An 11507-nucleotide genomic window follows, 5' to 3' on the forward strand; every position below is an offset into this window, starting at 1 on the left:
GTTCACGCTAAAGCGCGATGAACCTTTTTTATTACTGTCGCGGCTGCTGCGCCATCGCCTCGTTCACCGCGTCCAACCGTTCCTGCATTGCCGGATGGGTGCTGAGCCAGGCCGGCGGCGCCCATTCATTGGCCTTTTCTCGTTCAGGGGCCTGCGCCAACGCGCGGTAGATCGCCGCCATTTGCGCCAGCGAACGCCCCTGGCGCTGCATTTCCGCTATCGCGAACGCATCCGCCTCGCGCTCCATCCCGCGGGAAAACTGCATCTCATTCACGAAGGACGCAGACTGCAGCAGCGTATCGCCGATGCCGCTGACGTCGCCGGTCATCCACATCAGCGTCAACGCCACCAGCGACGAACGCACCAACATGCGCATCGGGTGACGATGAGCGTGGTGCCCCATCTCATGCAACATGACTGCCGCCAGCCCATCGTCGTTTTTCGCCAGGGCGACCAGACTATCGCTGAGCACCAGCGTGCCGTCCGGCAACATAAAGGCGTTCGGCGCACCGGGCACCGCCATCAGCTTCAACGACAGCGGCGTACGCTCCTCGCGCATCTCAGCCGGCATCACCTGCCGGAACAGCTGCTGCAACGCCCGCTGCCGCTCGGCCGGGAGTGCAGAGGGCTTGAAGCCGCTCTGGCTTAAAAACGTCTGCGTGTGTTCGCCCAGCGTTTGTTCTACCGAGGTGGGGATTCGCATGGCGATCTCGCTGCTCGCCCACGGCAGCACGACGTAAATGTAGGCCACGGCCGCCAGCAGCGTCATCAGCAGCGCCAGAGCGACGCCGCGTTTGTGGCGTTCCAGACGATGCACCCAGCCCGGCGAACGGCGCTGATAGAACCAGCGGCGAAACGCCGCGTCGTCGTCCGGCACAAAGCGCGCGCCGTCCTTAAAGGTCAGCGTCAGCGGAATATTGCCCAGCGCCGCAGAGACGGTGATGTCCGCCAAGGGGATGTAACGTTGCTCATCCTGCCGCTGCAGCGTCACGCCCTCACCGCTTTCGTTCACCAGCAGGCGGGCCGCCTCACGTGCGGCCCGCCCCGGCAACTGGTAGGCGCCCTCAAGGATCATTGGCGCCTCAGAAGCTGCCGCCCAGATCCAGCGCCTGCACCGCTTCTTCGGCCACCGCGCTGTTGGCGGTTTCCTGATGCGCCGCGATGTCCAGCAATGCCAGATCGCCTTCAACCGCCGTGCACTCCGCCAGATAACGGGCGTGACGCACTTCCGCCACCGGCGCAGCAAAGCCGAGAGAGAACAGCGTGATCAGGGTATTGGTGATCAACAGCCCCATATACGGCAGGGTTTGCATGGAAGAGCGCAGTTTAACGTTGCCATTCAGCGTCGCTTGGTTATACAGATAGTTGCGTTGGGCGACAATCTGGTAGCTGCCGGCAATCAAGGCGCCAACCAGCAACACCACCATCATCAGCAGCAGGCTGCCAATATTCTCCAACACCAGCAAGTCAGCGGTTTCATCCGTCAGTATGCCCATCAATACCATTTGGTACAGCGACAGCATGAACGACCCCATACACACCAGCGCCGCCAACATAAACGGCAGGAAAATGAGCAGGCCGATCAAGGCAAATTTGATAAAGGCCGACTTTTTCAGCTCGGCAATAAACGGCGTGCGGCCGAAGAACAGATTATTAACGTACAGATCGTGCTGCAGCGCGCTAATAATACCGTTGACGGCGGCGAATGCCGGCACGGCCAACAGCAACGTCAACACCAGCATCAGGCCGATGGCGTTAATGCTGTCAAAGCTGCTGCCAATACTGAGCAAAATGATTAAGCCGACATAAAGCCCGATAATCAGTAACAGCGGGCAGAACAGTAGCGACCAATAAGCACGCCCGGTGCGGCAAACATAATTAAAACGTACGCCGCGATAGCTCGACATAATCGCATTGTAGCGCCAGCTGCGAATCACCACCCATGGCAGCAGGGCAAGCAACGCCAATAAGGCCAGCAGCCCCAGCAGCGGCGCCACCGCCAGCAGGATATAAAACACGATGATGCCACCGATCACCAACAGCCGCCCTTTCAGAATTTGCAGCGGCTGCGCATGGTAATCGAAACGATCGCCGTCCAATTCCGTGTTGCCGTAAAAATAGCGGCGACGACGCACCGTCGCCCAGGCGGAATAGATGCCCAGGGTCACGATGGTCAATAATGCATTGACTAACCAAATAGCGAAGTACTCGCCGCCTTTCCCATGGAATTTAATCCGGTGCAGCCCCAGCGGCTGCGAGGTATTGCTTGTCATAATTCTTTCGTCCTGAAAGGAATAGGTCATACCACTCCCCGCTTATTTGTCATGCGGGGTTTGTGGAATAAAAAAGCGTCTTATATAAGCACAATGCCATGAGCAGTGACAATTATTCTTTTATTAAATAGGAATAATGCGAAGAAGGTCGCTTAATGATTTCATTGGCCTATTAATTGTAAGCCTTAAATTATCGGAAGGGGGAGATAGAGAAGTGCAATGATGAGAATTAAAACAAGGGCCCACTGCCTGGCCCTTGTCATTTTCGCGATTAACCGCGGCGCGCTTTCACCGCCGCTGCCAGATCGCGCAGCACGGTTTCGGTGTCCTGCCAGCCGATGCAGCCGTCGGTCACGCTCTTGCCGTAAACCAACGGTTCGCCGCTTTCGAGGTTCTGGTTGCCTTCCACCAGGTGACTTTCGATCATCACGCCGATGATCGCTTTTTCACCGCCGCTAATCTGCCCGCAAACGTCAGCGCTCACGTCCATCTGCTTTTTGAACTGTTTACTGCTGTTGGCATGGCTGAAATCGATCATCACCTGCGCCGGCAGCCCGGCTTTGCTCAGGCCGGCTTTGACGTCCTTCACGTGCGCCGCGCTGTAGTTCGGCTCTTTGCCGCCGCGCAGAATAATGTGACAGTCGCCGTTGCCGCTGGTGTTAACGATCGCCGAGTGGCCCCACTTGGTTACCGACAGGAAACAGTGCGGCGCGCCGGCGGCGTTGATGGCGTCGATCGCCACCTTGATGGTGCCGTCGGTGCCGTTCTTGAAGCCGACCGGGCATGAGAGGCCGGAGGCCAGCTCGCGGTGCACCTGCGATTCCGTGGTGCGCGCGCCGATGGCGCCCCAGCTCATCAGATCCGCCAGGTACTGCGGCGTGATCATGTCGAGGAATTCGCCGGCGGCCGGCAGGCCGCTGTCGTTGATCTCCACCAGCAGCTTGCGCCCCAGGCGCAGACCGTCGTTGATGTTGAAGCTGTTGTCCATCTGCGGATCGTTGATCAGGCCTTTCCAGCCCACGGTGGTGCGCGGTTTTTCGAAGTAAACGCGCATGACCACTTCCAGCTCACCCTTCAGTTCTTCACGCAGCGCCAGCAGGCGCCCCGCGTACTCTTTGGCGGCTTGGGTATCGTGAATAGAGCAAGGGCCAATCACCACCAGCAGGCGATCGTCGCTGCCGCGGAGGATATTGTGAATTGCGCTGCGGGCCTGGGACACCGTCTTTGCTGCGCGTTCAGTGGCCGGGAATTTCTCCAGCAAAGCCACCGGCGGCAAGAGTTCCTTAATATCATTAATGCGTAAATCGTCGTTTTGGTAATTCATAGCTTTTCCATTCGGTATCGAGGGGTATTTCGCAGTGCGTAACGGTGTAGATCCCAACAATCTAGCCTGTGGGAATGGCGCTGTAAATCACCTTTGCCCCCCTCCGCTGGAACCGCCAAATTAACAGCATATTGTGCTGTTTCATCAGGGGAGCGCAGAGCCTCCTTTTTCGCTATGCTAGCGATCGGAATATAAAGCGACCCGAGTTGAACATGCCCTCTCTGTTATTAGTTGATGACCACCCGGTGGTTCATGTCGCACTGGAAGCGGCGCTAATGAAATCATCCCGCCCCTACCGCCTGCAGGCGGCGCAGGACGACGTCCAGGCGCTGGCCCTGCTGGCCGAGGCCGCTTTCGGCCTGGTGATCCTGGATATCGGCCTGCCGCAGGTCGACGGGCTGCAGCTGTTGAAAAAAATCCGCCGCCGCTACCCGCAGCAGCCGATCTTGATCTATACCGCGCAGGAGGCCGAGGTCTATGCGCGCATGGCCCATGCCGCCGGAGCCAACGGTTTCGTCAATAAAGGCAGCTCGTTGGCAGAGCTGGTACAGGCGATCGAGCAGGTGCTGGACGGTGAAACCCACTTCCCCGCCGCCGCGCTGGCCGAAGAAGCGCCGACGGCAGACGGCGGGCTGCTCACTCCTAAAGAGCTCGAAGTGCTGGGCTTGCTGAGCCAGGGGCTGTCCAACCTGCAGATCGCCGATCGGCTGCACATCAGCAACAAGACCGTCAGCACGCACAAGAAGAACATCCAGCGCAAAACCGGCGCCGGCAACCTGCTGGAGCTGGTGGCGGTGTTTAAAGAGCTGGCGCCATGATGCGCCGCGCTCTGCTGCTGCTGCTCCTGTGGTGCGGTCTGGCGCAGGCGGCGGAGCCGGTACGCTATCAGCTGGTCAGCAACCTGAATACCCCCGAGAACATGCTGATCGTCGGCGAGAAAAACCCCTGGCGCGACCGAACGCTGCGCATCGGCATCATCAGTGAGAACACCAGCCCGTACAACATCATCGTGGACGACGATCTGTACGGGCTGAACGCCGACTACCTCGGCTATATCCAGCAGGTAACCGGCATTCGCTTCGCCATTTACGGCTTTGCCGATCTGACGCAGCTGGAGCAGGCGCTGCACGACGGCAAGATCGATCTGCTGTATGGCATCCCGCAGAGTGAGGCGCTGCACGGCCTGGCGATCTCTCAGCCCTATTACGTCAGCAACCTGCGCGTATTGCGCGATCGCAGCAACGATCGGCCGGTGATGCTCAACTCCGCCAACGCCCGCGTCGCGATCGGCGCGCTGACCGACATGCAGTCCGGCGGCGCTCTGCAGGCCGTGGCGTCGCAGATCCAGCGCTACGACAACAATCTGCAGGCGGTCTACTCGCTGCTCAACGGCAGCAGCGACTACTTTATCGCCGACGAGGCCAGCGCCAGCTTTATCATCGACCAACTGCAGCTCGGCCAGCTCTATCAGATTGAAAGCAACGAGAATCTGGGCAACCTGTCCTTTGTGTTCGCCGCCGCCGACTCACGGCTGATAGACACGCTGGACACCGCCATCGCCGACGCGCCGATGGAGCTGATGAACGCCCTGCAGAGCCGCTGGAGCAAAAAGATCCCCAGCTACCTCGACACCGGCAATGCCGACCTGACGACGATGGAGAAGAATTGGGTGGCGAGCCACCGCGTGGTTTACTACGCCGCCATCGAGAACAACTTCCCGTTCGCCTACCGCGGCTCTGACGGCCAGCCGCGCGGCTACGCCATCGACATTCTCAACATCATCGCGCAAAACACCGGGCTGCGTTTCGCACCGCTGTGGGCGCGCAACGCCGAGCAGGCCGATCAGCTGGTGCAGTCCGGCCAGGCCAGCTTCCGCGCCGCCCTGCCGCTGGCGCGCGGCGTCAAGGCGCGCTACGGCGCCAGCATGCCGATCCACCGTTCGCTGTGGGGCGTTTACGTTGGCCAGCACGCCGACGGCATTTCCACCTGGAGCGATTTGGCCGGCAAGCGCATCGGCGTGCTGCAGGGCGATTTGGCGCAGGGGCTGGGGCTGGTGCCGGAACAGGAGCAGACCGTCAGCTTCGCCGACAGCAAGTCGATGTACGACGCGCTGGCCAACGGCCAGCTGGATGCGCTGGTGGATAACGTCATCTCCGCCAACTTTTTGGCGCTGTCGCGCTATTCCGGCGCCATCAAGCTGGCCTTTGCCGCCAACAACATCCCCTACCCGGTGGCCTTCGGCGTGCGCCGCGATCAACCTCTTCTGTTGGCGATCCTCGATAAGAATCTGATGCAGATCCCGGCGGACACCCTGCAATCGCTGCGCGACGAGTGGATCGTCGACCGCAGCAATCTTATCGACGCAGTGAATGACAACCGTATGCCGCCGCAGACCACCTGGCTGCTGGCGCTGCTGGCCGCCGCCACCGTGCTGCTGCTGGCGCTAACGCTGCGCCGTTTCATGCTGCAGCGCCGTGAAAAACGCGAACGCGAAGAACTCGAGCACGCGCGCCGCCGCGCCGAGGCGGAAAACCGCATGAAGAGCAAATTCCTCGCCACCGTCAGCCACGAGCTGCGCACGCCGATGCACGCCATCCTCGGCCTGCTGGAGCTGGAGCTCAAACGCCAACCCGCGCCGGAAGGCCTGCCGGTGATATACAGCTCGGCCTCTTCGCTGCTCAATCTGCTCAACGACCTGCAGGATCACGCCCGGCTGGAAACCGGTTCGCTGACGCTGGCGCCGAAACCGGTGGCGCTGCACCCCTGGGTAGCGCGCATCGACGCCCTTTACCGGCCGCTGATCGGCGAACGCCCGTTGACGCTGAGCGTGCTGGCGGATCCGGCGCTGCCGGAGGCGGTGATAATTGATGGTGAGCGTTTACTTCAGGTGGCTAACAACTTGATAAACAACGCGATAAAGTTTACACCGCGCGGCACTATTCAGGTCGAGATCGGCTGGCGCGCGCAGGATGAGCGGCAGGGGGAATTGCGATTAACGGTGAACGACAGCGGCTGCGGCATCGCCGCCGATGAGATAGGCAAGCTGTTCCAACCGTTTTACCGCGCGCGCGGCGCGCAACGCATTTCGGTGCAGGGCACCGGTTTGGGACTGTCTATCTGCAAAGAGATCGTCGAACAGATGGGCGGCCGCATCGAGCTGCACTCGCAGCCGGGCGTCGGCACCCGCGTCGAGGTCGCGATACCGGTCGAGCTGAACGGCGCCGCGCCGGCTGTCGCCCAGGAGGAGCACACCTATGCTCTGCCGTCTTCCGCCTTGCGTACCGCGCTGATCGACGATCACCCCACCAATTTGTTGCTGCTGGAACGCCAGCTGCGCCACTTCGGGCTGCAACCCGCCCGCTTTGAACAAGGCTATGCGCTGTTGAAGGCCCAGCGCCGGCAACCGTTCGATCTGCTGTTTATCGACTATAACATGCCGCGCCCGGACGGGCTGACGCTGGCCAGGCTGATCCGCCGCGACGAACATCGGCTGCAACGCCCGCCTTGCCGCATCGTGCTTTGCTCGGCAGACGTGCAGGAGTTTACCCGCATCCCGCCGGGGCTGGTGGCGATCGACCACTTCCTGACCAAACCGATTTCACTGGCGGCGATCGGCCAGGTATTGGCTCAGCAACCGCAGGCTCAGGAAGAAAAGTCAGTCCTTACTGACCTGCGACAAACGCTGGCCGAAATGGCAGGTGGCGATCGCGCCATGCTGCAGCGGCTGGCGCAGACGCTCGGCGATACGCTGCGCCAAGACCGGCAGCGGCTCGCGGACGCCGTCGCCGCGAGCGACTGGCCGCGCCTGGAGCAGGCGGCGCACCGCATCAAGGGCAGCCTGCTGATGCTGCAGCTGCCGGAAGCCGCGCAGCTGTGCCAGCAGCTGGTGGATACCGCACGTCGGGGCGAGCTTGCCGCCGCCGCTTATACTAAATTAAAGGCGTTAGTGGCGCAGATAGAAACGGAGCTGGACGCCCTGCTCGCCGCCGCCCCCTCTTTCGCTATGCATAAGGATGAATAATGTCGGACACTCCACACGTACACCTGCCGAAAGACAGTAATAGTAAACGCCTACTGACCGCTTTTTTAGTCACCGCCGTCTTTATGGTGGCCGAGGTGGTCGGTGGCCTGTTGTCCGGCTCGCTGGCGCTGTTGGCCGACGCCGGCCATATGTTGACCGATGCCGCCGCGCTGCTGGTGGCCCTGATGGCGGTGCACTTCTCCCAGCGCAAGCCCAACGCGCGCCACACCTTCGGCTATCTGCGCCTCACCACCCTGGCGGCCTTCCTCAACGCCGCGGCGCTGCTGGTGATCGTGGTATTCATCCTGTGGGAGGCGATACGGCGTTTCTTCGCACCGCAGCCGGTGATGGGTACCCCGATGCTGATCATCGCCGTAGCGGGGCTGCTGGCGAACCTGTTCGCCTTCTGGTTGCTGCATCGCGGCAGCGAAGAGAAAAATATCAACGTGCGCGCCGCCGCGCTGCATGTGCTGGGCGACCTGCTCGGTTCGGTGGGTGCTATCGTCGCCGCCATCGTCATTCTTGCCACCGGCTGGACGCCGATTGACCCGATCCTGTCGGTGCTGGTCTCCTGTCTGGTGCTACGCAGCGCCTGGCGGCTGCTGAAGGAGAGTTTCCACGAGCTGTTGGAAGGCACGCCGCAGGAGGTCGATATCGCCAAGCTGCAAAAAGACCTGTGCCTGAATATCCCGGAAGTGCGCAACATCCATCACGTGCATGTCTGGCAGATCGGCGAACAGAAGCTGATGACGCTGCATGCGCAGGTGATCCCGCCGCATGACCACGATGGGCTGTTGCAACGCATTCAGGCTTATCTGTTGGAACACTACAAGATTGGCCACGTGACCATTCAGATGGAGTACCGGCACTGCGAGACACCGGACTGCGGTATCAACCGGGCGCCGGAGCCGAGTGAACACTCACATGCCGAAGCGCACTCCCATCTGGGACATCGTCACTAAGCCAAGAGGGCGCCACCACGGCGCCCTCTGCCGTTGCTACGGTGCGGACGAGAGCGGGTTGGAACGGTTGCGCCCGGCGCTCTTGATCCACAGCCAGGAGCCATTCAGGGCAATCAGCGTCAGAATGACATACTCCAGCGCCATCGCGTACACCCCCTGGTAGGCGAAGATCGCCACGCTGATGACGTCGATAACCACCCACAGCAGCCAGTTTTCCACGTACTTGCGCGTCATCAGGATCATCGCCACGATGGAGAGCACCATCATCGCCGAATCCCAGAACGGGAACGCGTCCGGCTGCAGCTCGGGCATCTGCACGTTCAGCCCCAGCCCTTGCATCACCGCCACCGCAACCTGCGTCAGCCAGGCGAACACACGGTCGATGTTAAAGGTCATCAGGCCAATGCCGATGACGCAAACCGCCGCCCAGGCCAACGCTTTCGGCAACGGCAGCCAGCGGATCTGCAGCTCAGCCTGATTATCCTGGGTTTGGCGGCTCCAGGCATACCAACCGTATATGTTGGCGCCGAAAAAGAACAGCTGCAACAGCAGGCTGGCGTACAGCTGGATCTGGAAGAAAATCACCGCGAACAGCGTGACGTTGATCAGGCCGAACAGGTAGTTGATGATTTTTTCCTTGCTGGCGTACCAGATGCACAGCAACCCGAACAGCGTGCCGATGGCTTCGATCCACGACAGATCGTAACCGCCCGCGCCAAGCGGAATGTGCACCAGAATATTGCTGGTACTGAAGAAGCTCATGAAGTCATCCTTTTAAACGGTTAAGCGTTGCCTTTAACCTGCATCTTAAGCTGAGCGGCGAAATCCAGCATGCGGTTCAGCGGCACCAGGGCCTTCTCACGCAGCGCGGCGTCCACGTGGATCTCATGCTGCGCGCCCCCCTGCTCCAGCCCTTCGGCAATCGCCTTCAGGCCATTCATCGCCATCCACGGGCAATGCGCGCAGCTGCGACAGGTCGCCCCCTCTCCGGCGGTCGGCGCTTCGAACAGCTCCTTGTCCGGGCAGGCCTGCTGCATCTTGTAAAAGATACCGCGATCGGTGGCGACGATCAGCTGTTGATGCGGCAATGTTTTCGCCGCCTGAATCAGTTGGCTGGTCGATCCCACCGCATCCGCCAACTCAACTACCGCCTGTGGCGATTCGGGATGCACCAGGATGGCCGCCTGCGGATAAAGCGCCTTCATGCGCCGCAGCGCCTGAGTCTTGAACTCGTCATGGACAATGCAGGCGCCTTGCCAGCACAGCACGTCGGCGCCGGTCTGCTTCTGCACGTAGCTGCCGAGATGGCGATCCGGCGCCCAGATGATCTTCTCGCCCAGGCTGTCCAGGTGTTCGATCAGCTCAACGGCGATGCTGGAAGTGACCACCCAGTCGGCGCGCGCTTTGACCGCCGCCGAGGTGTTCGCATAGACCACCACGGTACGATCGGGGTGGCTGTCGCAAAACGCATGAAACTCCTCTTCCGGGCAGCCCAGATCCAGCGAACATTCGGCAAACAGCGTCGGCATCAGCACCTGCTTTTCCGGGCTGAGGATCTTGGCGGTTTCCCCCATGAAGCGCACGCCGGCCACCAACAGCGTGGAAGCCGGATGGGCGCTACCGAAGCGCGCCATTTCCAGCGAATCCGCCACGCAGCCGCCGGTTTCTTCCGCCAGCGCCTGGATTTCCGGATCGGTATAATAGTGGGCGACCATCACCGCATTGCGCTGCTTGAGCAGGGTTTTGATCTTCTCGCGATAAAAGGCTTTTTCGGCTACGTCCAGCGGAACCGGTTTAGGCGGGAAGGGATACACCGCCGCATTGACATCAAACATTTCACTCATCGCTGCAATCTCATGCTAGGCTGGGCGCCTGCCGCGTGAATATCGCCTGCCGCAACGCCCTTCGTTTTATATACTAAACAAAATACCTAAAACCGCGCGAAAAGTCCGCTGATATTTTCATATTTGCGCACCTATTGTTTAATGAATTAAAAAACACAGACATTGGCTGCACAGCTCACAGCGGATAATGGCCTGACGAGACCGTATAGCCGTTCAGAGAACAGCGTGATGACGATCGGTGCGGTGTTGAAACGAGAAAGCGCGAATGTAGGTGACGGTGCTGGCGAGAAGATAAGGTCAGGTTTAGATGTTACAGAACGAAAAAAGCGCCAAAAGGCGCTTTTCTCTGAATTGGTGGGTCGTGCAGGATTCGAACCTGCGACCAATTGATTAAAAGTCAACTGCTCTACCAACTGAGCTAACGACCCATAACAGTGGTGGGTGATGACGGGCTCGAACCGCCGACCCCCTCCGTGTAAAGGAGATGCTCTACCAACTGAGCTAATCACCCACTTCTGTGGTACTGCTATTTTTCACTCTCAAAGAGTGGTGGGTCGTGCAGGATAACTCGGCCTTTGGCCTCGCCCTTCGGGCCATCACCGGAGTGATGTTGTCTCGCGTTGCGAGACTCGAACCTTTACGGTTCTCATCCTGACGATTTAACACCTTGCTCTATCAAAGAGTGGTGGGGCGTGCAGGATTCGAACCTGCGACCAATTGATTAAAAGTCAACTGCTCTACCAACTGAGCTAACGACCCACTGATGTGGTTTACTGCTGATGGCGAATAGGCTATTGAAACCGACTCGCGGAAAACAAGGATGGGGATGTTCAGGACAACTCGACGGGTACTCGACTCGGACCTTTACTTTGCCACATCAAACCGATCCTGAAGCTGCCATTCTTAAAGAACGGTGGATCGTGCAGGATAACTCGGCCTTTGGCCTCGCCCTTGCGGGCCATCACCGGAGTGATGTTGTCTCGCTTCGCGAGACTCGAACCTTTACGGTTCTCATCCTTTACGATTCTCTATCGCAGCCATTCTTAAAGAATGGTGGGTCGTGCAGGATTCGAACCTGCGACC

8 protein-coding genes, 3 tRNA genes and 2 other RNA genes are annotated in these 11507 nt (G+C 59.9%); 3 read left to right on the plus strand and 10 right to left on the minus strand.

The features are described from left to right. Positions 1 to 31: 31 nt before the first annotated feature. From HMPREF3138_RS22795 to aroG, 3 genes are all read right to left on the minus strand, one after another. A complete protein-coding gene (locus HMPREF3138_RS22795) occupies positions 32 to 1075 on the minus strand; it encodes a M48 family metallopeptidase (RefSeq protein ID WP_038877554.1) in 1044 nt (347 codons plus the stop codon). Positions 1076 to 1082: 7 nt separating this feature from the next. Further along, positions 1083 to 2273, minus strand: a complete 1191-nt coding sequence (locus HMPREF3138_RS22800) for a YjgN family protein (RefSeq protein ID WP_038877573.1) — start codon at positions 2271 to 2273, stop codon at positions 1083 to 1085. 271 nt (positions 2274 to 2544) lie between these two features. Next, positions 2545 to 3597 (minus strand): 3-deoxy-7-phosphoheptulonate synthase AroG, encoded by a 1053-nt coding sequence (gene aroG, locus HMPREF3138_RS22805; protein WP_038877552.1) that lies wholly within the window; start codon positions 3595 to 3597, stop codon positions 2545 to 2547. A 212-nt stretch (positions 3598 to 3809) separates the two neighbouring features. Between aroG and HMPREF3138_RS22810 the strand changes: the two genes are divergently transcribed. The 3 genes from HMPREF3138_RS22810 to zitB are packed head-to-tail and all read left to right on the plus strand — an operon-like array spanning position 3810 to position 8580. After that, entirely contained in the window at positions 3810 to 4415 is a 606-nt protein-coding gene (locus tag HMPREF3138_RS22810; RefSeq protein ID WP_038877570.1) for a response regulator, read from the plus strand. Continuing rightward, complete coding sequence (locus HMPREF3138_RS22815; protein WP_038877549.1) at positions 4412 to 7618, plus strand: ATP-binding protein; 3207 nt, start codon at positions 4412 to 4414, stop codon at positions 7616 to 7618. The genes HMPREF3138_RS22810 and HMPREF3138_RS22815 overlap by 4 nt, the downstream gene beginning before the upstream one ends. Continuing rightward, complete coding sequence (gene zitB / locus HMPREF3138_RS22820; protein ID WP_038877546.1) at positions 7618 to 8580, plus strand: CDF family zinc transporter ZitB; 963 nt, start codon at positions 7618 to 7620, stop codon at positions 8578 to 8580. Before HMPREF3138_RS22815 ends, zitB begins: the two co-directional genes overlap by 1 nt. 36 nt (positions 8581 to 8616) lie before the next feature. Here the strand turns inward: zitB and pnuC are convergent, their stop codons facing one another. The 7 genes from pnuC to HMPREF3138_RS22855 all read right to left on the minus strand — a co-directional run bounded on the left by pnuC (position 8617) and on the right by HMPREF3138_RS22855 (position 11460). Beyond that, complete coding sequence (gene pnuC, locus HMPREF3138_RS22825; protein WP_038877544.1) at positions 8617 to 9342, minus strand: nicotinamide riboside transporter PnuC; 726 nt, start codon at positions 9340 to 9342, stop codon at positions 8617 to 8619. Between the two features lie 20 nt (positions 9343 to 9362). Beyond that, complete coding sequence (gene nadA / locus HMPREF3138_RS22830; protein WP_015376982.1) at positions 9363 to 10424, minus strand: quinolinate synthase NadA; 1062 nt, start codon at positions 10422 to 10424, stop codon at positions 9363 to 9365. A 352-nt stretch (positions 10425 to 10776) separates the two neighbouring features. Continuing rightward, positions 10777 to 10852: transfer RNA gene (locus HMPREF3138_RS22835), tRNA-Lys, on the minus strand. Between the two features lie 7 nt (positions 10853 to 10859). Next, positions 10860 to 10935 (minus strand) — tRNA-Val (locus tag HMPREF3138_RS22840). A 36-nt stretch (positions 10936 to 10971) separates the two neighbouring features. Continuing rightward, positions 10972 to 11094, minus strand: a non-coding RNA gene (locus HMPREF3138_RS22845) — RtT sRNA. Positions 11095 to 11107: 13 nt separating this feature from the next. Next, positions 11108 to 11183 (minus strand) — tRNA-Lys (locus tag HMPREF3138_RS22850). Between the two features lie 152 nt (positions 11184 to 11335). Continuing rightward, positions 11336 to 11460: non-coding RNA, RtT sRNA (locus HMPREF3138_RS22855), on the minus strand. Positions 11461 to 11507: the final 47 nt, after the last annotated feature.

Origin of the sequence: Serratia sp. HMSC15F11, assembly GCF_001808215.1 — a bacterium.
Taxonomy (GTDB): domain Bacteria; phylum Pseudomonadota; class Gammaproteobacteria; order Enterobacterales; family Enterobacteriaceae; genus Serratia; species Serratia nevei.

Excerpts from the sequence above, each read along its gene's own strand:
- HMPREF3138_RS22795 (WP_038877554.1), bottom strand. The coding sequence starts at position 1,075 with ATGATCCTTGAGGGCGCCTACCAGTTGCCGGGGCGGGCCGCACGTGAG.
- HMPREF3138_RS22800 (WP_038877573.1), bottom strand. The coding sequence starts at position 2,273 with ATGACAAGCAATACCTCGCAGCCGCTGGGGCTGCACCGGATTAAATTC.
- aroG (WP_038877552.1), bottom strand. The coding sequence starts at position 3,597 with ATGAATTACCAAAACGACGATTTACGCATTAATGATATTAAGGAACTC.
- HMPREF3138_RS22810 (WP_038877570.1), top strand. The coding sequence starts at position 3,810 with ATGCCCTCTCTGTTATTAGTTGATGACCACCCGGTGGTTCATGTCGCA.
- HMPREF3138_RS22815 (WP_038877549.1), top strand. The coding sequence starts at position 4,412 with ATGATGCGCCGCGCTCTGCTGCTGCTGCTCCTGTGGTGCGGTCTGGCG.
- zitB (WP_038877546.1), top strand. The coding sequence starts at position 7,618 with ATGTCGGACACTCCACACGTACACCTGCCGAAAGACAGTAATAGTAAA.
- pnuC (WP_038877544.1), bottom strand. The coding sequence starts at position 9,342 with ATGAGCTTCTTCAGTACCAGCAATATTCTGGTGCACATTCCGCTTGGC.
- nadA (WP_015376982.1), bottom strand. The coding sequence starts at position 10,424 with ATGAGTGAAATGTTTGATGTCAATGCGGCGGTGTATCCCTTCCCGCCT.